This window comes from Phytohabitans maris, assembly GCF_031085175.1.
GTDB classification, from domain to species: domain Bacteria; phylum Actinomycetota; class Actinomycetes; order Mycobacteriales; family Micromonosporaceae; genus Phytohabitans; species Phytohabitans maris.
This window is the reverse complement of record NZ_JAVHUY010000046.1, coordinates 59,841-81,989: the sequence shown is the minus strand read 5'-3', so window position 1 is coordinate 81,989 and position 22,149 is coordinate 59,841. Positions and strand designations below refer to the sequence as shown.

Here is a 22,149-nt window from a genome sequence, read left to right as displayed (position 1 = left end):
ATGCGCAGGGTTTTGATCGCTAATCGGGGCGAGATCGCTGTACGGGTTATCCGTGCCTGTCGTGATGCGGGTCTGGGTAGCGTCGCGGTGTATGCGGATTCTGACCGGGACGCTTTGCATGTCACGCTCGCCGACGAGGCGTACGCGTTGGGTGGTGACAGCGCGGCGGAGACGTATCTGCGGATCGACAAGCTTCTGGATGTGGCGGCCAGGTCGGAGGCGGACGCGGTGCATCCCGGCTATGGTTTCCTGGCTGAGAACGCTGATTTCGCTGAGGCTGTGCTGGCGGCTGGGTTGACCTGGATCGGCCCGGGTCCGCGGGCGATCCGGGATTTGGGTGACAAGGTCACCGCGCGGCATATCGCGCAGCGGGTCGGCGCGCCGCTGGTGCCCGGCACCGCTGACCCGGTTTCCGGGCCGGATGAGGTGGTGGCGTTCGCGCAGCGGTACGGGCTGCCGGTGGCGATCAAGGCGGCGTTCGGCGGTGGCGGGCGGGGCCTGAAGGTCGCCCGTGACCTGGACGAGATCCCGGCGTTGTTCGAGTCGGCCACGCGTGAGGCGGTCGCCGCGTTCGGGCGGGGTGAGTGTTTCGTGGAGCGCTACCTGGACCAGCCCCGCCACGTCGAGGCCCAGGTCCTGGCCGACCAGCACGGCAACGTGATCGTGGTGGGCACCCGGGACTGCTCGCTACAGCGCCGCCACCAAAAACTCGTCGAGGAGGCACCCGCGCCGTTCCTCACCGAGGAGCAGCGTAGGCAGATCCACGAGTCGGCCAAGGCGATCTGCCGCGAGGCCGGCTACCACGGCGCCGGCACCGTCGAGTACCTGGTCGGTCGGGACGGCACCATCTCGTTCCTGGAGGTCAACACCCGGCTGCAGGTCGAGCACCCGGTCACCGAACAGACCGCCGGCATCGACCTGGTCCGTGAGCAGTTCCGGATCGCCGACGGCCAAAAGCTGCGACTGCTGGCCGACCCGGCCCCGCGCGGCCACTGCATCGAGTTCCGGATCAACGGCGAAGACCCCGGCCGTAACTTCCTGCCCGCCCCCGGCACCGTGACCAGGCTGCGCCTGCCCGAAGGCCCCGGCGTGCGGGTCGACACCGGCATCAGCGGCGGCAGCGTGATCGGCGGCAACTTCGACTCCCTGCTGGCCAAGGTCATCATCACCGGCGAAACCCGCACCGAAGCCCTGCAACGCGCCCGCCGCGCCCTCGACGAGATGGTCGTGGAAGGCATGGCCACCGCGCTGCCCTTCCACCGCCTGATCGTCCGCGACCCCGCCTTCACCGCCGAACCGTTCACCGTCCACACCCGCTGGATCGAAACCGAGTGGGACAACACCGTGCCACCCTTCGCCGGCGGCACCACCGCCGGCACCGCCGAAGAACGAGAGACCGTCGTGGTCGAGGTCAACGGCAAACGGCTCGAGGTCAGCCTCCCCGCCACCTTCTCCACGGGTACGGCCAATGCGGCCACCCCCACCAGGGGCGGCGCTGCGCGCCGGGCCCGGGCCGGGACCGCTACCACGGCTGCCGGCGGCGACGCCCTCACCTCACCCATGCAAGGCACCATCGTCAAGATCGCGGTAACCGACGGAGACACCGTAGCCGAAGGCGACACCATCGTCGTCCTGGAAGCCATGAAGATGGAACAACCCCTCAACGCCCACAAAGCAGGAACTGTGACCGGACTCACCGCACAGGTCGGCGACGTGATGAGCGCCGGCGCCGTCATCTGCACCCTTCTGGAGTAGCACCGCGCGGCTGGGGCGTTGAGTCGACGACCCGCCCGTGCCAACAGGATAGGCTCAAACTTGTGCGGATTCCCGGTGGTATCGGTGCAGGGTGAGCCGCCGGATACGGGCTTACGGGCCGCCGTGGCGGAGGCGATGCGCCAGGCCTTCTGGCCGGCTGTTTCGCGCCTGGATGTGGTGCCACGGGCAGGAGGGGAGGTCACGCGGGTCTTCGAGGTGCGGCCGGACGGTCCGGTGGACCCGGTCATCGTGAAGGTGTATCCGGATCGGGTTCGTTGGCGGCTCGCCAAGGAGGTGTACGTCTACCGGCTGCTGGCGCGTCGTGGCGTGACCCGCGTTCCTCGGGTGCTGCACGTCGAGCCGGCGGGTGTGCCGGCGTTGCAGCGCGCGTTCGCGGTGATGACACTCCTGCCGGGCGGCCCGCTGTCCACTGTGGTTGGTGAGCTGCCCGCGGGCGACCTCGACCCCGTCTACGGGCAGATGGGGCGGCTGCTGTCCACTGTGCACCGGATCCGCTTCCCGTCCTGGGGCTACATCGTGACCGGGATCCACGATCCTCGGTCGACGAACTCGGCGTACATGGCAGCCGAGTTCGCCGAGAAGCTGGAGCGCTTCGCCGACCTGGGCGGTGACTCCGCGCTGCGGGAGGCGATCGCCGTGTACGCGCGCGGGCACGCGGACCTGTTCGCCGCCTGCCGGGTACCGGTGTTGTGCCACAACGACTTTCACGAGGCCAACGTGCTCGTGGCCGACACCGTGCTCACCGGTTGCGTCGACGTGGAGAACGCGGTCGCCGCCGACCCACTGCTCGACATCGCGAGGACCGACTACTTCTCGATCCGCGACAGCGCGGCCAAGCGTGATGCGTTCCTGCGCGGGTACGGGCCGCTGCCGCCCGGTTGGGCCGAGCGGGTTGCGGTGTACCGGCTGTTTCACGCCGTCGACCACTGGAACCACAGCGCGTCCGCCGGCAATCGGGCCAAGCTGCCGTACGCGGTCGGCGACATCGAGACGATGCTGCGCGGCGAACCGCTCGGCCCGTGGCAGGCCCCCTAGGGCTTTTCCGCGCCGAGGGTGCGGGTGAAGTCGGGTGGGATGACGAGGTCTTCGGGGCGTAGCTCGCCGATCGACGAGCGGCCCAGTCCCATCAGCCCCGCGTCGAGGCCGCCGCGGATGATGTCCAGGACGTTCTCCACGCCCTTCTGTCCGTTGGCGGCCAGGCCCCACAGGTAGGCTCGACCGATCATGACCGCGCGGGCGCCGAGGGCGAGCGCCTTGAGCACGTCGCTGCCCCGGCGGATTCCGCCGCGTCGGAGGCGAGGAACAGCACGGCGTTGCTGATGTCACGCGCGTCGACCATCTCCACCGGGTACGTGTTGACGAAGACGCCGCCGAGGTTCGGATCGCGTTTGATCAGCGTGTCCAGGCCGCCGAGCCCTTCCACCATCGGGTGTCCACGCCATCCGGGTGCACGGTGTTCACCCGGATGTGATGCTTGGCCAGCTCGTTGGCGAGCGACCGCGAGATGCCGACGACGCCGTGCTTGGCCGCGACGTACGGGGCCAGGAACGGTAGCCCCTTGATGCCCGCCGTCGAGCTGGTGCAGATGATCGAACCGCCACCGGCGGCCACGACGGATGACCGCCGCTCACGGGCACAACGGGCCTTGGTCGAACTCAGCGACTACATCCGCGCACACATCGCCGAGCTGCGGCGCAACCCCGACCAGCAGGACCTCATCAGCGCGATGATGGCCGGCGGCGACGATGACGCACCGCTGACCGACGACGAACTAGTCTCCACCTGCGCGCTGCTGATCTTCGGCGGACACGAGACCACAACGAACTTCATCGCCAACGGCGTCCGCGCATTGTCGCGCTTCCCCGACCAGCGCGACAAACTGCTGCGGGACCGCGGCCTGGTCGACAGCGCCGTCGAAGAGTTGCTCCGCTACGACGGTCCGTCCAAAATGGTCATGCGGCGGTTGGAGGAAGACGTGACGTTGCGCGGCATCTCCATGTACGCCGGCCAGAACGTGTATCTCGTGCAAGGATCGGCCAACCGAGACCCTGACGCCTTCGACGATCCCGATAACGTCGACATCCAGCGGACCAACAACCGGCACGTCGCCTTCGGATTCGGCATCCACCACTGCCTCGGCAACTTCCTCGCCCGTATGGAGGGCAACGTAGCGATCACCGCATTCCTTCGACGCTACCCACAAGTGCGGACCGCAAGCGAGCAGCAGCCGTGGCTGCCCACGCTGATCAGCCGCGGAATGCAGGCGTGCCCAGTCGTAGTAGGGCAGCCGTACTTCGAGATTTGATCATGTGAGGCCAAGGTCGGTCGGTGGTGGCTCGTAGGCCAGGTCGGTTGGCTTGCTCACCGCTGGTGAGTGCGGATCGGCCAAGTGCTCCACGACGACGTCCCGCGCCCCGGGGGTTGCGTCACAGGCGTACTCGGCCAGAGTCCAGCAGTTCTTGCGGGGCAGGTCGCTCATCAAACCGCGGATGTACGTGCGGATCTGCCGCACCGGTTCCACGCGGGAAAAGCACGACCCGATCCGGCCGATCAGCGTGCCCAGCTTCTCCTCGACGTGGCCGGCCTCTACCACGGACGGCTTACCCAGCAACGGGTTCGTTCGAGAGCCGGGTCCAATGGCTGGGGTGGGTTCAGTCGCGAGCGCCGATCGTACGGCCGGTGGCGTGGAACAGACTCATCGGCAGCGCACCGACGGCCAGGCCGAGCAACGCCCCGCCGGGATGCCGCACTGGGTGCGCGCCCCACAGGCATAGCGCGGCAAGCGCCAAGCCCGACCAGCCGGCGAGCACGTTGACCACCGGGGAGGACCCGAACACGGTCGGGAACCGCTGCGCCGTGATGCCCTTGGCGAAGTGGGGGTATGCGTTGGCGGCCAGCACGCCGGCCAGGAACGCGAGCAGTAACGCTTGCCACATGCCGTCTCCATCCCGTTGCCGGAGAACCTCTAGAATCGGACTTGTGACTCCGCTTAGAGGATACGGACTGATCACTCCGGTTGCAAGGATCGGCCGATGACCACGGCGCGCCCGCTGCGCGCCGACGCCCAGCGAAACCGCGCGCGGGTCCTGGCCGCGGCGGAGCGGGTCTTCGCCGAGCGGGGTACCGCCGCCTCGACCGAGGAGGTCGCCCGCGCGGCCGGCGTCGGTGTCGGTACCGTCTTCCGGCATTTCCCCAACAAGGAGGCGTTGCTGCAGGCACTTGTCGTGCAGCGCCTTGCCAGGGTCGCCGCCGACGCTCGCGAACACGCCACATCGCCGGACGCCGGAGCGGCCTTCTTCGACTTCTTCGCCACCGTTGTCCATGGCTCGGGAACCAAACTCGAACTCGTGGACGCACTGGCCGAACTGGGCATCGAACCAAACGAGGCGGTCGCACCGGTCGCCGAAGAAGTGACCGAAGCCGTGGCCGCTCTACTACAGCGGGCGCAGCACGCCGGGGCGGTACGCCGGGACATAGACGTCAGGACCGTCATCGCCCTGCTCGCAGGCGCCTCTCAAGCCCACCGCTACGCTCCCGACGACCGGCCACTAGCCGTCATTCTCGATGGCCTGCAAGGTCCGATCGCCCAATAGCACCAAACCTACGGATCCGATCCGAGGCTGCCAGGCATGGGAGATCGGAGAGCCGAAGGCATCAAAGTACGGCTGCCCTAGTAGTCGGGTCGTGAGACCAGGTAACACCCAACATTGCGGACCGGGCCTGGGTTCAGCCGAGCCCTAGGCCAGGGAACGATGCGATTGCCTCGCGCATACCTTCCGGTACGGCGCCGCGTCCTGGCACCGCTTGCGTAGGGGTTGGATGTGGCTGGTGCGGCGCTGACCGGGGCGGCCACGGCAAAGCGTTAGCCGGGCATTATGGCCGGGGTCGATCCCGGCTGGACGGGGGTCAGCGGGGTGCCATCCGTCCGGATGACCTCTCCGCTGGCCGCGAGGCTCTCGCGGTACTCGGCGGAGACGGTGCCGAGCATCGGCGTCTCGACGATGCCCGGTGCGATGGCGTTGACCCGGATGCCGTACTGGGCAAGGTCGCGTGCCGCGGGAAGGGTCAGGCCGACGATTCCGCCCTTGGACGACGAGCACGCGGCCTGGCCGATCTGTTCCTCGTAGGCGGCGACCGAGGCGGTGTTGACGAGGACGCCGCGCCGGCCGTCATTGGTCGGGTCGGTGCGGGCGATCGCCTCGGCGGCCAGCGCGAGGATGTTGAAGGAACCGACGAGGCTGATCCGCACGACGCGTGCGCACAGGTCGAGGTCGTGGACGCCGCCGCGGCCCAGGACGCGCATGGGGGCCGATGCTCGCGCAATTGACGACCAGGCGCCGCCGACACATCGGAGCGTTTGTCGGCCGGGGACCACCGGGTGGTGCTGGTGCCCGAGACCGTCTAGGACGAAGTTGCCCCCACTGGGAGGCGCTCGTCCGGTACCCAGGTGCGCAGCTGCGCCGCGCTGTGCCGGAAGCGCGCCCGATACGCCGTCGCGCTCAACCCGTAGTGTGCCTTGAACCGGCGGGCGAAATAGTTGGCATCCGGCCGGCCCACGGCCCCGCCGATCTGTGTGACGGACTGGTCGGTGTGTAGCAGCATGGCTGCCGCCACCTCGACCCGAAACCGGGAGAGGTAGGCCATCGGCGGCAGACCGGTGGCCGCCTTGAACCGCCGGACCGGATTTTAGGGTTCACCCACAATTTGGTGGATCGTCGTGGGTGTTACCGGATCACGGCGATGGGGCTGGGTGCGTGGCGCAGCAGTTGGATGCCTTGCAGCAGCTCGTGGAGGCCGACCTCGGTATTGGCCCCGACCACCAATAGCCGTGCAGGACGGCTTGCCTCGACGAGGTCGGCGACGCGCTTTCCCATGACGAGGTCGACGCTGGTTGACACCTGGGGGTACTTTTCCCGCCAAGCAGCGATTGCCTCGTTCAGGCGGGCCTTCTCGGCGTTGACCTGCTCCTCTGCCTCGCTGGTTCGGCGTTTCCGCCACGACAGCGGCTTTTTCCTGGCGTGGACCACTCGGATGCTGGTGCTGTGCGCGGCCGCTTGGGCGAATCCGAAACCGAGGGCTTGATCGTCGCGGTCCGAGTCGGTCAAGGCTACGACGACCGGGGCGTCGGCGAGAGGTTCTTGGCCGAGGACGAGGACCACGGAGCAGTACGCGTTGGCGGCAACATCCACGCTGAGTGATCTGACGAGTAGGCTGCCCACGTCGCCCTCTTGGCCACCAAGGACCATCAGGCTGGCCTGTCGGGACCGGTCAACCAGGATGTCTGTGGCGGAACCGTCGACTACCGAGCCGCTCACCGCGACATCGGGATGGGTTTTGCCTATCACCGCAATGGCTGCCTGGACGTATGCCTGAGCGTCAGCTCGACTGGCGTACTCCGGAACGACGACCGGACCTACGCCGTCGAGGTCGGTGACGAACTGCTCGAACGGGTATACGAGGTGGACCGGAGTGCCCGTGCGGGCGCCTTCGTCGGCTGCCCACAATGGGGCGGCGTCGCTGCGATCGGATGGGTCGCAGCCGACGACAATAGGCGATCTGTCCATGAGTGCTCCAATGTTCCATCAGAGTGGTCGACAGATTGACGTCTTGCGCCGCCGAAGCGACCCGACGTCCGCATCATCTCTGGGAAGGAGCTGGGTTCAATGGTAGTCCGACGTCTCTGTGCGGCTGGGTTTGGGATTGCACCGGCGCCTTCCATTTCAGTGCGACGCATGACGGTTGCCGGCTCGCAGCGGCCATCGTACATATCTTCACCTTATCCGCGCGGGACGCCAATAGAGCCGGAACGTCGGGGTACGGCGGTTCTCCCACCTGGTAAGGGTGATGAAGGGTTTACGGTCGCGCACACGCATCTTTGACGGCACCCTAACCCGGGCCGTTCAGTAAGGCCGTCTGAGATTCATGATCGAGAACGAGGGAAGTGCCTTCCGATCTGGAATGATCTGTCCTGTCGAAGGCACTGATCACCTGTCACGGCACGAGTAAACGCTGCCGGAGCGCGCCCGAAGATCATGGTAAGTGCGACGCGGACGGTGGTAGGGCAATCTCGGACTTGGCCCCATTATGCAGAGGGGCCTGGTTGGGGTAGGTTACCTCGGGCCCGACGCTTGGCGATTACTGTCCGATGTGGACGGCAACGCGCTCTGTGGGCGGCTCGACGCCCGAGCACACGCCTGGGAACTGGCGTGAGCGCAACGACCCAAGCGTGGACGGATTTCGCGGGCCGGTTGGTGGTGGCGGTCGGCGGCGCACAGGCACGCCAGTGCCATGTCGCGGTAGGTGTCGGTGCCGTGGTGGGCCAACTCGCCCAGTGCAGCGCGGGAGGGTTGGCTGGTCGCGTGCACGAGTAGCCCGGCTGCGGCCAGCCTGTCGATGACCAGGCCTGTAGCGGTGGACTTCTCCACCCCGCCGGGGCCGTCCAGGGTGATCAGCCTTCCGGCCAGGCGTCAGGACTCCTCGACCATGTCGGTCACGCGGGCATCAGCGGCAGCGGCCAGCGTCCTGCGGGCACCGTGTCCGTGGTGACCGGGCACTGCTCGGTGTCGACATCGCCGATCCGGCCGCCGGCGGCGACCACGGCGGCCGGGCAGCCCTTGCCACAGCCGGAGTTCACCGAGCGCGCCGAGCAGGTGGCGTTCACGCCGACCCGGTAGCGGTCGTGGAAGTGGTAGTCGTCCAGACGCTGCGCGATGTCGGAGTCGGTGAAGATGTTGCCGACGATGAACTCGCTGTCGGCGTGCTGGGAGGCTGGAGTGCGGGCCGGCTTGCGTCGGTGTCCGTGCCGGGATCGCGGCCGGTGAGTGTCGTCCTGCACTGGTCCGACGGTCGGGGAGGCCGGGTGGACGAGGTGGCCGCACAGGCGGCGTACGGGCTGATGGCCGTCCACGGGCGGGCCGCCGACCGGACCCGGTTCGGCGTGGATTACGTGTCAACCGTCGTGGGGGTGGTCGCCGCGCGGGGAGCGCTGGCAGCGGCTCTGTCCACATCGGGCGGTCATACGGTGGAGCAGGCACGCGTACCGGCCGCGGCCCTGCTGACCGTGTCCCAGTACCTGGCGGCGTGTAGCGCGCACGATCCCGACCATGTCGAGGCGCCCGAGGCGCTCGGCGCTCCGCCACCGTTCACCCGCGCGGACGGCGTGCGGGCCGAGCCGGAGACGCTGGACCCGGAGCCGCGGCGGCGGGCTGTGGACCGGCCTGGGCATCCCGCCGCACGTGGTCGCGCGGTCGCGCTCCGCTACGCCACCGCCGGCGCACCACTTCCGGACGAGCTGCGCGCGATGGCAGCGTCGCTGCCGTACGCCCGGCTGTGCCACGCCGCCACCGAGGCGGGCGTGGCGGTGCAACCTTTGCGTGGTCACGCGGAGCGGGCGGCCGATCCCGACACGCCACCGTGGACACTGACATCGACCGGATCCGCTTCGAGCCGGTGGGGAGCGGCGCCGCCGACGGACCGGCCACTGGCTGGCACGGTGGTGGTGGAGGCGGACCGCCGGATCCAGGGACCGCTGGCCGGTCACGTGTTGCGGATGCTGGGCGCCGAGGTGGTGCGGGGTGGAACCGGCCGGCGGCGATCCACCGCGCGGCATGTCGCCGATGGTCGGTGACTGCTCGGCCCGGCCTCTTGCCCTCAACCGCGGCAGCGTGTCGTCGAGGTTGATTTGCGTTCACCCTCCGGCCCGGGCCGCGGTGCGGGACCTCCTCGCAGTCGCGGACGTCTTCGTGCACAACTGGGCACTTGGCAAGGCGGCCACCTTCGGACTGGACAGTGGTGACTTCGCCGGCGCCAACCCGGGTCTGGTGTACGCGTACGCCTCGGGCTGGGGCGAGGCTCGCGGCAGCGAGCCATCGCCGGGCACCGACTTCATGGCTAGCGTCGGTCTGGTACTTAGGTTAGGCTAACCACATGAGTCGAGTTGCTGTGCTGGGAGCCCGTGGGCGAATGGGCGTGGCGTCGGTCCGTGCGATTGTGGGCAGCTCCGATATGAGCGTGGTTGCCGAGATTGACGTTGATGATGACCTGCAAGACGTTGTCGACAAGAAAGCCGACATTGTCCTCGTGTTCTCACCCCCGGACGTTGCACGCGAACATGTCCAGTGGTGCATCGAGCAGGGGATTCACGTCGTGGTGGGGACGTCCGGCTTCGATGAGGACGCTGTGGAGCAGATCCGCGCCGCGCTCGTTAAGGCCAGTAACGTCAACGTTTTCATCGTTCCGAACTTCTCGGTAGGCGCGGTGCTCATGACCCGGTTCGCCGCACAGGCCGCCCCGCACTTCGAATCTGTCGAGATCATCGAGATGCACCATCCGGGCAAGGTGGACGCGCCATCGGGTACAGCACTGCACACGGCCGAACTGATCGCTCGCGCTCGCTCTGAAGCGGGCTGCGCTCCATCGCCCGATGCCACTCGCCTCGACCCACATGGAGTGCGCGGGGGGCGGATCGAGGGAGTCGGTGTCCACTCAGTCCGAGTCCGTGGGTTTATGTCGTCGCAAGAGGTGCTGTTCGGAATTGACGGCGAGATCCTGACGCTGCGTTACGATTCCGTAACGCGCGAGTCCCTCATGCCCGGAGTGCTTACCGCGCTACGTGCCGTCACGGGCCTTCCTGGGGTGACGGTCGGTCTCGACGCCGTGTTGGGCCTGGATTGACACAAATCAACGACAGATGACGGCCCGAACACTTGCGTGATCTCGTTCTCCGACCAACCGAACAGTATCGGTGCCGCCGATGCTGCCGGGATACAGGTGCCGATCACATAGCCGAGCGAACCATTGCAGCCGGCCTGAATTCACATTGGACACCTTCGTCGAGCAGAGTCTGCTGCCTGAGTACAACCATGGTGACCGGCGTCGACGTAACCATGCCTATCAGGTCGCCGATATCCAGATCGCCAAGGCCCGACGCCGCGGTTACCGGCAGACACTGCGGACGCTCGTCCAGCATCGGCGCCGGCTGCCCAGCCAGGACCCGAACGATCCGGACTACCGGCGACTTCGATGCGTGCGCTATGCGACGACTGGCTGCTGGGGTTCGCTGGCCCTGGCACGAAGCCGAGCGGATCAAGACGTGGATCGGGGCGTTCCTGCGCGAGCGGTTCACGGGGTGGTCGGGTTGTTCGTGCCCGAGGACGTCATCAGGCAGAGGGGTGCGAGTTACACGCGCGAAGGCAGGCCGGCGCAACTGGGGCATGGAGACTTTCATGCTCAAGACCCTCACCGGCAAACACCGCTCTTCGGTCACCACGATGGCCGCCAAGTACAAGACGGTCATCGACATCCCGGCCGGGAAGCGGACCTGTTTCCAGGTCACCGTCCCCCGCGATCATGCCAGGAAGCCACTGGTCGCCCGGATCCCGCTGCGACGCCAACGCAACGCGGTCCTTGTCGACCTGGCACCGGTCGTGGCCAGCACCAGATCGAAGTGCACCACATCCGCAAGCTCGCTGACCTCAACCGCCATGACCGGCCGGCCTGGGTCCGCCTCTTGGTCAAGCGGCGCCGCAAGACCATCGTCATCTGCCGCACCCGCCACGAGGACATCCACGCGGGCCCCCTGGCTACGAGCGACCTGCCCGACGCAGTCTGGACACTGGCCCGACCACCGATGTCCGACGTCATCGAGATGCAAGGTGAGCAGAGGCATGATGGCCCGACAGCTCAAATTAGGCTAGCCTAAGCTATGTGGGCAGGGGACGCACCTCGAAGGGAAACCAATGAGCATCGAACCGCTGGCCCTTGACGGGGTCGTTCCGTATCCGGCGGAGGCGGTAGCTAGCTACCTCGCTAAGGGATACTGGCGCGATCAAACGCTTCCCGAACTGCTGTTCGCCACCGCAGAGCGCTATTCCGACAAGGTCGCGGTCATCGACCGCGACACCCAGCTGACCTACGCACAGCTCACGGACGAGATCCTGCACCTCGCGGCTGGCCTACAGGACCTGGGGCTGAATCGTGGAGACCGGGTAGTGATACATCTACCCAATACCTATGAGTACATTACGTTCGTTTTCGCCTTGTGGGAACTCGGCGTTGTTCCCGTCGTCGCTCCCATCGCGCACCGTCGAGCCGAGATTGAGCATTTCATCGAAATTGCGGAGGCGCGCGCTTACATCACGGTCGCCTCGGACAGCGGCGCCGATCTCGCTGCGATGGCGGCAGATCTGAAGCACCGCTGGCCCCATCTGGTGAACACTGTGATACTCGATCCTGGCGGTGGCGGCGCAGAGTATGACGCGTTGCTATCGAAAGGATCGCTCGACCACATGCGACGGTGCAGCCCGCAGGACGTTGCGCTGTTGCAGATGTCAGGTGGCACGACAGGCGTTCCGAAGCTGATGCCGCACACCCATAACACGTACGGCTATGCGCTGCGGAGAAGCGTTGGAGAACGGGGCATCACCGATCGGACAGTGCATCTGCTGGTCATACCGATCTGCCACAGTATGTCGACGCGTTCGCCCGGCTTTCTCGGCGCGTTCAGCGTGGGCGCCACCATCGTGATCGCACCCAACGGCAGCCCCGATGCGGCGTTCCCGCTGATCGAGAAGCATCAGGTGACCCGCGCGTCACTGGTGCCTCCGATCCTGCTGGCCTGGCTGAACTCCTCGCTACGCGGCTCGTATGACCTCTCCAGCTTGAAGGTGCTCATGTGCGGAGGGGCGAAGTTGAGCGAGGAGGTGGCGAGGCGGGTCGAGCCAGAGTTCGGCGTGCAGCTATCTCAGAGCTTCGGGATGGGCGAGGGCCTGGTCGTCAGCAATCCTGCCGACGTCGATCGCGCGACCAGCGTGCGATACCAGGGCCGACCGGCCTCAGAGGCCGATGAAATCCAGGTTGTCGATGACGAGGGAAACGACGTGCCACCCGGTGTACCTGGCCACCTGTTGACGCGAGGGCCGTCGGTGATTCGCGGCTACTATCGCAACCCCGAGCAGAATGCTCTGGCGTTCACCCCCGATGGTTTCTACCGCACCGGTGACATCGTCGAGCGGGACGCGCGTGGATTCATCAGGGTCGTGGGTCGGTCGAAAGACCAGATCAACCGTGGCGGCGAGAAGATCGCGCCCGAGGAGCTGGAGAACGCCATCCTCTCCCATCGTGGCGTACACAATGCCTCCGTGATCGGCGTCGATGACGAGGTTCTCGGCGAACGCGTCAAGGTCTACCTGATTCCGCGGTCGCCGGAGAGCGCGGCCGATCTCACCTTGGCCAAGGTGCGTCAGTTCCTACGCGAGGCGGGCCTGGCCACGTTCAAACTCCCCGATATCGTGGAGGTCGTCGACGAATTCCCGTACACCGCAGTCGGCAAGGTCAGCAAGCGCCTGCAGCGCGAGCAGAGCTAGCGCATGTCAAGCGAGACCACACGATCTGGACTACTTTTCGTCGCCGAGTCGGTGAGCGGCTCTCTTGCGCGCGCGGTGAACCTTCTCGTAACAGTCCTCCAGCGCACAGCGCCGAGGGTCGAACTGAAGGTTGACGGAGCCAGCGGAGTGACGTTTGAGGCCCGCGCCATCCACATCAAGTCATGACTTCGCCGCAGAGCACCACACGTGTCATCATCGTGGGCGCAGGTCCTGTCGGAATGGTTTGCGCATTGGCGCTCAGCCGGCGAGGCATCCCGGTTACCGTTTTCGAGTCAGAGTCAGCACCGGTGAAGGACCAGCGTGCCGCGACCATCCATCCGAGCACGCTGGAGATGCTCGACGAGCTGGGCATCGTCGAGAAGATCCGGGAGCACTGCCTGGTCTCGAGCACCTATCGCTTCCACGACCGACCGACCGGAGACCTCGTGGCGGAGTTCGATCTCGGTCGACTCAAGGACGAGATCCGGTTCCCTTATGTACTGCAATACGAGCAGTACAAGCTGACCGCGTCCATCGCCGAAGAATACGCCAACGCATCCGACTTCGACGTGCGGTTCTCCCATACGCTGATTGGGCTGACCGAGACCGCCAGCGGAATCGAAGTGGAGTACACCTCACCCGTCGGCACGGAACGTATGGCGGCAGCCTACGTCATCGGCTGTGACGGTGGCCGATCGACGGTGCGTAAGCTCGCCGGCATCGAGTTCGAAGGATTCACGTATCCGGAGCGGTTCATCAAGATCGCGACCAGCTTCGACTTCAAGACCGTCAAGTCGAACCTGTCGCTGCGCAACTACTTCTCCGACCCGCACGAGTGGGCCAACCTGTTCAAGGTGCGCGGAGAGACACCCGAGGGGCTCTGGCGGGTGATTCTGCCGATTAGCCATGAAGAGGACGACGCCACTGCGTTGTCGGCGGCGCGCGTCGAGGAGCGGCTGCAGAAGTTCTTCCCAAAGACGGGCGCTTACCACGTCGAGTACGTCAACGTCTACGGAGTCAATCAGCGCGTTGCCGCAACCTTCCGCAAGGGTCGCATCCTGCTCGCCGGCGACAGCGCACACGTCAACAACCCGATCGGCGGCATGGGCATGAACGGCGGCATCCATGACGCCATCAACCTCGCGGAGAAGCTCCCTCAGGTAATCCGCCGTGAGGCCGGCGACGATCTGCTCGACCTTTACAGCCGCCAGCGTCGCCACGCCGCAGTGAACTACATACAGGCCCAAACGATCGCCAACAAACGGCTGTTGGAGGAACGCGACCCCGAGGTACGCCGACATAACCTCGACGAATTGCGCCGCACCGCTGAGAATCTCGACACCGCTCGCGCCTACATGCGCCGCGCGGCCCTGTTTGACAGCCTGCGAGACGCTGCCGCCATCACATGAGACACCACGGCGATGCGTTTGGCCGTACGCTATCGGAGACGATACGCCTAATCAGTAGAGCCGTCACCTACAACGGGCTGAGCGACAACACCCGCCAAGCCGTCGCCATCGACGACGTCACCCCCAGCCTCGTGGCGTTCATGAAGAACCGGATCCCCCGGCGACTTCAACCTCATGTTCACCGCCTGGCGGTTCACCGGCAGCGCCCTGACCCATCTCCCCGACGGCCACAACACCCGCATCATCGACGTTGGCGGTGACGGCAAAGACGAGATCGCGTTCCACATCGCCAAGATGAACCCCAACCGGCCGGGCCTACAGGGATACGGCGTGCAGCAGGTCAGCCCTAGCGGCCTGCGCGACTACTACCACGACGCGGCCACCGGTGCGATGATCTGGCAGCACGTCGAGTCCGGCACCGCCGACGTCGGGCGCGGCATGGCCGGCGACGTCGACCCGCGCATTCCCGGCATGGAAATCTGGGCCTTCTCCGGCCTCTACGACGCGCCCGGCAACCAGCTCGCCCAGTCCAGCACCACGCTGCGGCCGTGGCCGCAGACCGGGTTTTCTGGGACGGCGACGTCCTGATGGAGCCGCTCAACGACCGCCAGATCGAAAAGTGGAACCCGACCAGCCCGACCACCTCAACGCCAGCCAGGGCGTGCAGCCCGCCTTCCACGGCGACATCCTCGGCGACTGGCGCGAAGAGGTCGTCTACACCAACGCCAGCTTCAATGAGCTGATCGTCTTCACCACGAACCAGCCCGGCTCTACACCCTCGCCTACCGCAACGCCATGACCCTCAAGGGATACATGCAGTCGCACCACGTCGACTACTTCATCGGCAACGGCATGAGCACACCGCGGCGGCCCAGCATCACCTACCCCGCCAGGTAGGAACGACGAGGGCACGCCCCGGCCGATCCCGGACCACGAACCGGTCCGCCGGGCGTGCCCCCTATCCCGCTTCGGCGAGGGCTTGACAGCGTCTCTGTTATCGCTAACATTCACATGTAACACAGCCTTAACTAGCGTGTCGCACGCGAGGGGTCGCCCCCTTGGTTTGTCGCGAGACCCCGGGGACTCGTACCCCATTGGTTTTCCCATCCATCAGACGATGTTGTCAGGCATAGCCTGTTAACGCTAACAAGGCTCTGTCCCCGCTACGAAATGGAGGGTCGTCATCGTGCATCTGAGCCGAAGGGCGCTCGCTCGGCTCGCTGCCCTGTCGACGGTGGCCACGGCCGCCGTCGTGGTGACCGGGTCGACGGCGGCGTCAGCGGCGAACACGGCGTACGTGTTCGCGTACTTCACCGAGACGCCGAACATGTCCGGGGCGAACTACGGCCTGCATCTGGCGGTCAGCCGGGACGGGCTGAACTGGTCGCCGTTGAACCAGAACAACCCGGTGGTCACACCGACCGCCGGCACGCGCGGGCTGCGGGACCCGTTCATCCTGCGCAAGCAGGACGGCACCTTCGTGGTCCTGGCCACCGACCTCAACGGCACCAACTTCGGGGAGAACAACCAGTACCTGCATGTCTGGGACTCCACCAACCTGACCAGCTTCACCGGGTACCGCCGGGTGCGCATGCACGGCCTGAACACGCACACCTGGGCACCGACCGCCTTCTGGGACGCCGCCCGCGGCCAGTACGGCATCGTCTACTCCGCCAACAACGGCAGCGACGTGCTCATGGTGAACTACACATCGGACTTCCGGACGGTCTCGACCAACCAGGTCTACTTCAGCCCCGGCTTTCCGGTGCTGGACGGCGACGTCGTGGTCGACGGCTCCACCTTCTACCTGTACTACAAGAACCTCTCCACCGGCCTGCTCTACGGCGCCCGGTCGAGCAGCGGCGCGGCCAACAGCTACACCACATACACCAGTGGGCTGCGGCAGGGCAACGCCATCGAGGCGCCGCTGCTGGTCAAGAACAACGAGGGCAACGGCTGGCGGCTGTGGGGTGACTCGTTCAGCCCGGTCAACAACGACTTCTACGCCTGGTCGAGCTCGAACGTCGGCGGCAACTCGTGGGCGGCGCTCAACCAGCGTGACTTCACGCCGCCGCTGAACGCCAAGCACGGCTCGATCGTCGGGATCAGCTCCGCCGAGTACGACGCGCTGGTCTCGCGCTGGGGGCTGCCGAACTGGGTACGGCTGAAGTCGTCGAACTTCCCCGACCGGTTCGTGCGGCACGCCGACAACGCCGGGCGGCTGGACACGTACCCGATGGAGCCGTTCCAGGACCAGATGTGGCGGATGGTGCCCGGCCTGGCCGACTCGGCCGGGGTGTCGTTCCAGTCGGTCAACTACCCGGACCGGTACCTGCGGCACAGCGACTACGCGATCCGGTTGGATCCCAACGACAACACCGCGACGTTCCGCGCGGACGCCACGTTCTACCGCGTAGCCGGGTTGGCGGACGCGTCCTGGTCCTCGTTCCGGTCGTACAACTTCCCGGACCGATACCTGCGACACGCCAACTACCTGCTGCGGATCGACCCGCTCAGCGCGAGTTCGAGCGCCAGTGACCGGCAGGACGCGACCTTCCGGATCACCCCATAGCCGCCACCGCACCCCACAAACCCGGGGGAGTGGGCGGTACATCCCCCTGCCGTCCACTCCCCGGGGTCTATTGAGATTTCGGATTCGGGCTACCGCGATGTCCATTGTGGTCCGGACCGTTGCGCGGGGTCCCCGGGGAAACGTGGAGCGCAGCGGAGCGTTTTCTTGGGGTGCGTTCCCGCGGCCTCACCCTCCGCGTTCCCGCGTTCTCACCCCGGCCCCTGCGGGGAGCCGGCCGCCGTCCAGGGGTCTGGTCTGCGCGTTCACGGCAGCTCACCACCGCGCTGAGGCCCGCGCTTCGGCGCGAGCCTCGCTTGGGGCGGGGCTTGGGTCGCGGAGCCGGCAGCGGAGGCCGGGGATTTCGGCGAGCCCGGCGAGCCGCCGGCCGCAGCGGTGCCCGGGAGAGCATCGCGGTTTCGCCTGCCTGAAGCGACAGCGATCCGCACAGCTACATCGTGGCGCTGAGCAACCCGTGGACGGTCACCGGCTCAGGCATCGCGATCTCCGCACCCACCTATGACTGGGAGCGGCAGGGCACCCCGATGAACGAAGGCCTTTTGGGCGATCCAGCGTGGCGGCCGCACGTTCATCACCTACTGCGCCAGCGCCTGCCAAGGCCCGGACTACAAGATCGGACAGCTGACCTACACCGGCGGCAACGTGGGACCGAGGACTGGATCGTCTACCACGCCAACTCCTCGCCGACTCAGGGCTGCGGATCCACCCGCACCACCCGGATCCAGAAGATCAGCTGGAACGCCGGCGGCACCCCCAACCTCGGCGTGCCCGTCTCCACCAGCACGGTGCTCGCGCCGCCGTGCGGCGAGCCATCCGGCCCGACCGTTCCGGTCAACCGGCTACAGTCCTACAACTTCGCCGACCGGTACATCCGGCACTCCAACTCCCCGCTGCGGCTGGATCCGATCGCCACGGCGACCGGCCGCGCGGACGCCACCTTCCGGGTGACGGGCACCGGCTGAAACTTTCGGTCGAGATCCGTAAGTCTCGATCAACGGCTGAAAACACGAACCGAGACATCGGCAGGTATGCGGGCGGGAGCCACCAGCCTGACACGGCCAATCTGGCACGTTGAGTTTCCGCAATCCTTCCGGGAACTTATTGACAAACATGACGGGGTTGATCGAGACTTCGAACATCGATGAGCCTCTACGCCTGCCGGTGCCGGGCCACGGCAGCGACCGGTTCTTCGGTCGTCCCCGACCACGAGCGGTAGATCCGCGGCGTGGTACGGCGCTGGCGGCGGTGGTCAGCCCTGGCGACCTACGGCAGCGCCGAGTCGTGTCTTGCAGCGGCCTTCGGGCTGCCTCACGAGAAGGATGCACGCGCGTGAATGACACACCCACCCTCCCCAGACGCCGCCGGCGCACCCGCACCAGATTGCTCGTCGCCGGTGCCAGCGCCGTCGTGCTCGCCGCGACCTCGGCGACCCTGGCCACCGTCGCCCATGCCGAGGCTGACCGGACCGTCACGGCGAACGCCGAGGGCACCCACAACGGCTACTTCTACTCGTTCTGGAAGGACAACGGCAACGTCACGATGACGCTGGGAGCTGGCGGCCAGTACAGCGTCCAGTGGAGCAACATGAACAACATGGTCGTCGGCAAGGGCTGGAACCCCGGCTCCAGCCACAGCGTGCGGTACTCGGGCACGTTCAGCCCGAACGGCAACGGCTACCTGGCGCTGTACGGATGGACCCGCAACCCGCTCATCGAGTACTACGTGGTCGAGGACTTCGGCAGCTACAACCCGAGTTCGGGCGCCACCCGGCTGGGCTCCATCACCACCGACGGCAGCACCTACGACCTCTACCGCACGCAACGGGTCAACCAGCCGTCGATCGACGGCACCGCGACGTTCTACCAGTACTGGAGCGTCCGGCAGCAGCACCGGAGCAGCGGCACCATCACCACCGCGAACCACTTCAACGCGTGGGCCGCCGCCGGCCTGAACCTGGGCACGCACTACTACCAGATCATGGCCACCGAGGGGTACCAGAGCAGTGGCAGCTCCAACATCACGGTGAGCGAGGCCACCAGCGGGCCCACCCAGCCGACGACCCCGCCGCCCGCGACCGGGCCGCCGCCGACCACCACGCCGCCTCCGAACCAGGGCGGCGGCGCCTGCCGGGCGACCAACTCGGTCAGCGCCTGGAACACCGGCTTCACCGACAACATCACGATCACCAACACCGGCTCGTCCGCGATCAACGGCTGGTCGCTGAGGTTCAACCTCGCCTCCGGGCAGACCATCACCAGCGGCTGGAACGCCACGTACACGCCGAGCAGCGGCCAGGTGACGGCGACCAACGCCAGCTACAACGGCTCCATACCGCCGGGCGGCTCGACCACCATCGGCTTCCAGGGCACACACACCGGCAACACCGCCGCGCCGACCGGGTTCACGCTCAACGGCGCCACCTGTAGCGGCTAGGGCCTGGTCCAAGCCGCGTGGGGGCCAGGCGAGTCCGCCTGGCCCCCACCGGTGTCAGCCCAGGTACCGCTCCCACGGGCCGGTGATGGCCAGGGTGAGGCCAGGGTCCTGCATGTTGACGAAGAGCACCTTGCCGTCCTCGGTGAAGGTCGGCCCGCAGAACTCGGAGTCGTTGAGCTGGTTGCGGGCGATGGCGTAGGTCGGGCCACCGGGGATGGCGCTGAGCACGTGGGAGGCGCCGGCGCCGTCCTCGGCGAGGACGAGGCTTCCCCATGGGGTGACCGTCACGTTGTCCGGGCCGTCGAAGGTCAGGTCGGTGAACTTGGCCGGCGCGCCCTCCTCGGCCGTGGCCTGGTGCGGGAAGTAGGTGACCAGCTGGATGGTCTGGGCGCGGTAGTCGTAGAACCAGACCATGCCGTCGTGCGGTGCGGCGTCCGCGGGGAGCTCGCCCTCTTCCCACGCGTACGAGTTGACGACGTACACGCCCTCGTCGGTGCCCCACACGCCCTCGAACTTCCTCCCGCGGGTGACCTGGCCGTCGGCGAACTGCTCGCGCACCGGCTTGGTCTTCGCGTCGCGCTCGGGGACCGGGATCCACCGCACCGGGAAGGGGCGGCCCAGCTGGGCGGAGGTCAGGTAGGCCACGTCGGGCAGCACCGAGCCGTCGTCCATGACGATCGCCATCGCGGCGAGGGTGCCGGCGTCCGGGGCGAGGCGGGTGAGCACGCGGTTGCCGAGCTTGACGCCGCGCGGCGCGGTCCAGCGGTAGAAGAGGCCGTTGGGCCCGTCGGCGTCCTCGGAGAGGTAGATCTTCGTGCGGTCCTTGTCGATCGCCAGGGCCTCGTGGGCGTAGCGGCCCAGGCACTTGATCGGCCGCGGGTCGGCGCTGCCGTCGGCCCAGACCTCGAAGACGTAGCCGTGGTCCTTCTGGAAGACGCCGGAACGGCCGTCCTCCTCCCACTCGTCGCCGGCGCGGTCCTCGGTCTCCTCGCAGGTCAGCCACGTGCCCCACGGGGTGGGCCCGCCGGCGCAGTTGCTGACGGTGCCGGAGATCGCGACGAACTCACCGAGGTTGCGGCCGGCCCGGTCCGTCCTGATCACGGTGCAGCCGCCGGCGTCGACCGCGCCGGGGTCGTACACGGTCCCCCGGACGTGCGGCACGCCGAACTCGGCGCCCGGGTCGATCTCGTGGTTCTGGATCAGCGTGTACCGGCCGTGGCCGGCGTCGTAGACCGCCATGCCGTCGTGGTCGGCCGGGGTCACCCCCTGGCCCCGGTCGAGCCGGGTGACGCCGGTACGCGTGACGATCGCGTAGCTGAAGCCCTCGGGCAGGGCGAGGATTCCGTCGGGGTCGTCAACCAGCGGCGGGAACGGCTTGTTGCCGGCACCGCCGGTCGGCCGTGGCCGGCTCGGGTGGGCCTGCGCGAGGGACGGGACGCCCCCGGCGACGGCGAGGCCGACTCCGGCGGCCGCGCCGCCGGCAAGGAAGTTGCGACGAGAGGAGGGCACGAGGTTTAGCTCCTGTTCAAGACGGGTGCGACTCTGTGCAGCCAACTCCCGCGGGCCAACTCCGGCACGCCGTTCACATGGAGGATCGGCGACATCGGAGTAAAGAATCATGGTTACTGACGCGTCGCCCCGGCGACGTACACGGTTCGCCGATGCCCAGAGGCGGCCCGCCGTACTCGGCGGCCAGCACCAGCACGGCCACCGCGCCGATGCCCACCGCCGTCCACTGTGCTCGCCGCAGCCGCTCGCGCAGGACGGCCACGCCGGCGGTCGCGGGCCAGTTCGCGCAGGCGGCTGTAGCGGCGCAGGACCGCCAGCAGGACCGCCATGAACACGGCCGACCAGACGATGCGGTGCGCCAGGATCTCGCCGGCCGAGGCCGGTGCGAGCAGCTTGAAGTACAGCGGGAAGAATCCCCAGCCGGCGTAGGCCGCGATACCGGTCATCAGGCCACGGCGGTCGGCGGTGTGTGGTGTCACGGCTGTCCCAGCCATTGGCTCAGCATCGAACAGGCGCGATATGACGTCTAATGCCAATCCTGGATGTCACACATAGGCATCTTTAGTCAGTGGTGTTCGGTGCCGTGGTCGCCTCGGTCAGCGCCGCCAGTACGGCGGCGACGAGGGACTGCACGACGACCATGTCGTCGCTGAGCGAGCCGATGCGGGGGGTGAAGCCATCGGATCGGCACAGGGTGGTCAGCTCCGCCTGGCACCGGTCGCAACCGCCGATCCAGATGGAGTGGCGATGGTTCGCGAGGCTGTCGCCGGGGCGCTGGCTGACGAGGTAGATCGGGTCGTCTCCGATGTGGTCGAGGCGAAATCCCGCGTCCTCGATCGGGGCGTCGGGGTAGCGGAAGACGAGCGCGACGTCGATCTCGCCGTGCCGCAGCAGCTGCAACGCCTCGACCGGGTGACGGTCGATCAGGCTCAGCTCGATTCCCGGATGCGCCTGGGCCAGCGCGGCGGCCGCCGTGGGCACGATCGTGCTCAGCGCCGGGGCGTTGGCGGCCAGCCGGACCGGTCAGGATCGGCGTCGGACGTCATACCGCCCCGCGCGCATCCTCGCT

Annotated in this window: 26 protein-coding genes and 2 pseudogenes; 15 read left to right on the top strand and 13 right to left on the bottom strand. The window is 67.2% G+C overall.

What is annotated here, in order from left to right:
• Positions 1-1,755, top strand: a 1,755-nt coding sequence (locus RB614_RS35430; protein ID WP_308717057.1) for an acetyl/propionyl/methylcrotonyl-CoA carboxylase subunit alpha, incomplete at its 5' end; no start/stop codon positions are given.
• Positions 1,756-1,932: 177 nt separating this feature from the next.
• Positions 1,933-2,811 (top strand): phosphotransferase family protein, encoded by an 879-nt coding sequence (locus tag RB614_RS35425; RefSeq protein ID WP_308717056.1) that lies wholly within the window; start codon positions 1,933-1,935, stop codon positions 2,809-2,811.
• Here the strand turns inward: RB614_RS35425 and RB614_RS35420 are convergent.
• The 3 genes from RB614_RS35420 to RB614_RS44450 are packed head-to-tail and all read right to left on the bottom strand — an operon-like array spanning position 2,808 to position 3,387.
• Positions 2,808-3,038 (bottom strand): alpha-hydroxy-acid oxidizing protein, encoded by a 231-nt coding sequence (locus RB614_RS35420; protein WP_308717055.1) that lies wholly within the window; start codon positions 3,036-3,038, stop codon positions 2,808-2,810. The genes RB614_RS35425 and RB614_RS35420 overlap by 4 nt on opposite strands.
• Positions 2,999-3,202 (bottom strand): hypothetical protein, encoded by a 204-nt coding sequence (locus RB614_RS35415; RefSeq protein ID WP_308717054.1) that lies wholly within the window; start codon positions 3,200-3,202, stop codon positions 2,999-3,001. Before RB614_RS35415 ends, RB614_RS35420 begins: the two co-directional genes overlap by 40 nt.
• On the bottom strand, positions 3,169-3,387 hold the full coding sequence (locus RB614_RS44450) for an SDR family NAD(P)-dependent oxidoreductase (RefSeq protein WP_428983171.1): 219 nt from the start codon (positions 3,385-3,387) through the stop codon (positions 3,169-3,171). Before RB614_RS44450 ends, RB614_RS35415 begins: the two co-directional genes overlap by 34 nt.
• On the opposite strand from RB614_RS44450, the gene RB614_RS35410 reads away from it, so the two are divergent.
• Positions 3,338-4,081 carry a cytochrome P450 gene (locus RB614_RS35410; protein WP_308717053.1) on the top strand — a complete coding sequence of 248 codons (744 nt, stop codon included), beginning with the start codon at positions 3,338-3,340 and terminating at the stop codon, positions 4,079-4,081. The genes RB614_RS44450 and RB614_RS35410 overlap by 50 nt on opposite strands.
• On the opposite strand, the gene RB614_RS44445 is transcribed toward RB614_RS35410, so the two are convergent.
• Complete coding sequence (locus RB614_RS44445) at positions 4,082-4,369, bottom strand: hypothetical protein (protein WP_428983170.1); 288 nt, start codon at positions 4,367-4,369, stop codon at positions 4,082-4,084.
• Between the two features lie 58 nt (positions 4,370-4,427).
• On the bottom strand, positions 4,428-4,712 hold the full coding sequence (locus tag RB614_RS35400; protein WP_308717052.1) for a hypothetical protein: 285 nt from the start codon (positions 4,710-4,712) through the stop codon (positions 4,428-4,430).
• Between the two features lie 96 nt (positions 4,713-4,808).
• On the opposite strand from RB614_RS35400, the gene RB614_RS35395 reads away from it, so the two are divergent.
• On the top strand, positions 4,809-5,369 hold the full coding sequence (locus tag RB614_RS35395; RefSeq protein ID WP_308717051.1) for a TetR/AcrR family transcriptional regulator: 561 nt from the start codon (positions 4,809-4,811) through the stop codon (positions 5,367-5,369).
• 269 nt (positions 5,370-5,638) lie between these two features.
• Here the strand turns inward: RB614_RS35395 and RB614_RS35390 are convergent, their stop codons facing one another.
• The 4 genes and pseudogenes from RB614_RS35390 to RB614_RS35375 all read right to left on the bottom strand — a co-directional run bounded on the left by RB614_RS35390 (position 5,639) and on the right by RB614_RS35375 (position 8,611).
• On the bottom strand, positions 5,639-6,079 hold the full coding sequence (locus RB614_RS35390) for an SDR family NAD(P)-dependent oxidoreductase (protein ID WP_308717050.1): 441 nt from the start codon (positions 6,077-6,079) through the stop codon (positions 5,639-5,641).
• Between the two features lie 98 nt (positions 6,080-6,177).
• Positions 6,178-6,441, bottom strand: a pseudogene (locus tag RB614_RS35385) (helix-turn-helix domain-containing protein); the annotation flags it as partial.
• 59 nt (positions 6,442-6,500) lie between these two features.
• A complete protein-coding gene (locus tag RB614_RS35380; RefSeq protein WP_308717049.1) occupies positions 6,501-7,340 on the bottom strand; it encodes a universal stress protein in 840 nt (279 codons plus the stop codon).
• A 926-nt stretch (positions 7,341-8,266) separates the two neighbouring features.
• A complete protein-coding gene (locus tag RB614_RS35375) occupies positions 8,267-8,611 on the bottom strand; it encodes a hypothetical protein (protein ID WP_308717048.1) in 345 nt (114 codons plus the stop codon).
• A gap of 24 nt (positions 8,612-8,635) precedes the next feature.
• Between RB614_RS35375 and RB614_RS35370 the strand changes: the two genes are divergently transcribed.
• Genes RB614_RS35370 through dapB form a run of 3 tightly spaced genes read left to right on the top strand, consistent with a single transcriptional unit; the run spans position 8,636 to position 10,449 of the window.
• Entirely contained in the window at positions 8,636-9,403 is a 768-nt protein-coding gene (locus RB614_RS35370) for a CoA transferase (protein WP_308717047.1), read from the top strand.
• Positions 9,384-9,698 (top strand): CoA transferase, encoded by a 315-nt coding sequence (locus RB614_RS35365; RefSeq protein ID WP_308717059.1) that lies wholly within the window; start codon positions 9,384-9,386, stop codon positions 9,696-9,698. Before RB614_RS35370 ends, RB614_RS35365 begins: the two co-directional genes overlap by 20 nt.
• Positions 9,699-9,702: 4 nt before the next feature.
• Positions 9,703-10,449 carry a 4-hydroxy-tetrahydrodipicolinate reductase gene (gene dapB, locus RB614_RS35360; RefSeq protein WP_308717046.1) on the top strand — a complete coding sequence of 249 codons (747 nt, stop codon included), beginning with the start codon at positions 9,703-9,705 and terminating at the stop codon, positions 10,447-10,449.
• Between the two features lie 103 nt (positions 10,450-10,552).
• Here the strand turns inward: dapB and RB614_RS35355 are convergent, their stop codons facing one another.
• Entirely contained in the window at positions 10,553-11,110 is a 558-nt protein-coding gene (locus RB614_RS35355) for a hypothetical protein (RefSeq protein WP_308717045.1), read from the bottom strand.
• Between the two features lie 111 nt (positions 11,111-11,221).
• On the opposite strand from RB614_RS35355, the gene RB614_RS44175 reads away from it, so the two are divergent.
• The 8 genes from RB614_RS44175 to RB614_RS35315 all read left to right on the top strand — a co-directional run bounded on the left by RB614_RS44175 (position 11,222) and on the right by RB614_RS35315 (position 19,571).
• Complete coding sequence (locus RB614_RS44175) at positions 11,222-11,476, top strand: HNH endonuclease (RefSeq protein ID WP_346434210.1); 255 nt, start codon at positions 11,222-11,224, stop codon at positions 11,474-11,476.
• 37 nt (positions 11,477-11,513) lie between these two features.
• Positions 11,514-13,139 carry a (2,3-dihydroxybenzoyl)adenylate synthase gene (locus RB614_RS35345; protein ID WP_308717043.1) on the top strand — a complete coding sequence of 542 codons (1,626 nt, stop codon included), beginning with the start codon at positions 11,514-11,516 and terminating at the stop codon, positions 13,137-13,139.
• A gap of 182 nt (positions 13,140-13,321) precedes the next feature.
• The gene (locus tag RB614_RS35340; protein WP_308717042.1) at positions 13,322-14,548 is read left to right on the top strand and encodes an FAD-dependent oxidoreductase; all 1,227 of its coding nucleotides are present in this window, start codon (positions 13,322-13,324) and stop codon (positions 14,546-14,548) included.
• Between the two features lie 174 nt (positions 14,549-14,722).
• Positions 14,723-15,136 carry a rhamnogalacturonan lyase family protein gene (locus RB614_RS35335; protein ID WP_308717041.1) on the top strand — a complete coding sequence of 138 codons (414 nt, stop codon included), beginning with the start codon at positions 14,723-14,725 and terminating at the stop codon, positions 15,134-15,136.
• 31 nt (positions 15,137-15,167) lie between these two features.
• Positions 15,168-15,347: a rhamnogalacturonan lyase family protein gene (locus RB614_RS35330; RefSeq protein WP_308717040.1), complete on the top strand. Its 180-nt coding sequence runs from the start codon at positions 15,168-15,170 to the stop codon at positions 15,345-15,347.
• 435 nt (positions 15,348-15,782) lie between these two features.
• A complete protein-coding gene (locus RB614_RS35325) occupies positions 15,783-17,120 on the top strand; it encodes a glycoside hydrolase family 43 protein (protein ID WP_308717039.1) in 1,338 nt (445 codons plus the stop codon).
• A gap of 455 nt (positions 17,121-17,575) precedes the next feature.
• On the top strand, positions 17,576-18,100 hold the full coding sequence (locus RB614_RS35320; RefSeq protein WP_308717038.1) for a family 43 glycosylhydrolase: 525 nt from the start codon (positions 17,576-17,578) through the stop codon (positions 18,098-18,100).
• 367 nt (positions 18,101-18,467) lie between these two features.
• Positions 18,468-19,571, top strand: coding sequence for a glycoside hydrolase family 11 protein (locus tag RB614_RS35315; protein WP_308717037.1), 1,104 nt, complete (start codon positions 18,468-18,470; stop codon positions 19,569-19,571).
• A gap of 54 nt (positions 19,572-19,625) precedes the next feature.
• Here the strand turns inward: RB614_RS35315 and RB614_RS35310 are convergent, their stop codons facing one another.
• From RB614_RS35310 to RB614_RS35300, 3 genes and pseudogenes are all read right to left on the bottom strand, one after another.
• Positions 19,626-21,080 (bottom strand): alkaline phosphatase PhoX, encoded by a 1,455-nt coding sequence (locus tag RB614_RS35310; protein WP_308717036.1) that lies wholly within the window; start codon positions 21,078-21,080, stop codon positions 19,626-19,628.
• A 160-nt stretch (positions 21,081-21,240) separates the two neighbouring features.
• Positions 21,241-21,574: pseudogene (locus RB614_RS35305) on the bottom strand (EamA family transporter RarD); the annotation flags it as partial.
• A 67-nt stretch (positions 21,575-21,641) separates the two neighbouring features.
• Positions 21,642-22,094 carry a LysR substrate-binding domain-containing protein gene (locus RB614_RS35300; protein ID WP_308717058.1) on the bottom strand — a complete coding sequence of 151 codons (453 nt, stop codon included), beginning with the start codon at positions 22,092-22,094 and terminating at the stop codon, positions 21,642-21,644.
• Positions 22,095-22,149: the final 55 nt, after the last annotated feature.

Bases quoted from the DNA above. Each gene is read 5' to 3' on its own strand.
- RB614_RS35415 (WP_308717054.1), bottom strand. From the start codon at position 3,202: ATGGTGGAAGGGCTCGGCGGCCTGGACACGCTGATCAAACGCGATCCG.
- RB614_RS35410 (WP_308717053.1), top strand. From the start codon at position 3,338: ATGCCCGCCGTCGAGCTGGTGCAGATGATCGAACCGCCACCGGCGGCC.
- RB614_RS35400 (WP_308717052.1), bottom strand. From the start codon at position 4,712: ATGTGGCAAGCGTTACTGCTCGCGTTCCTGGCCGGCGTGCTGGCCGCC.
- RB614_RS35395 (WP_308717051.1), top strand. From the start codon at position 4,809: ATGACCACGGCGCGCCCGCTGCGCGCCGACGCCCAGCGAAACCGCGCG.
- RB614_RS35390 (WP_308717050.1), bottom strand. From the start codon at position 6,079: ATGCGCGTCCTGGGCCGCGGCGGCGTCCACGACCTCGACCTGTGCGCA.
- RB614_RS35380 (WP_308717049.1), bottom strand. From the start codon at position 7,340: ATGGACAGATCGCCTATTGTCGTCGGCTGCGACCCATCCGATCGCAGC.
- RB614_RS35365 (WP_308717059.1), top strand. From the start codon at position 9,384: ATGTCGCCGATGGTCGGTGACTGCTCGGCCCGGCCTCTTGCCCTCAAC.
- dapB (WP_308717046.1), top strand. From the start codon at position 9,703: ATGAGTCGAGTTGCTGTGCTGGGAGCCCGTGGGCGAATGGGCGTGGCG.
- RB614_RS35345 (WP_308717043.1), top strand. From the start codon at position 11,514: ATGAGCATCGAACCGCTGGCCCTTGACGGGGTCGTTCCGTATCCGGCG.
- RB614_RS35340 (WP_308717042.1), top strand. From the start codon at position 13,322: ATGACTTCGCCGCAGAGCACCACACGTGTCATCATCGTGGGCGCAGGT.
- RB614_RS35335 (WP_308717041.1), top strand. From the start codon at position 14,723: ATGTTCACCGCCTGGCGGTTCACCGGCAGCGCCCTGACCCATCTCCCC.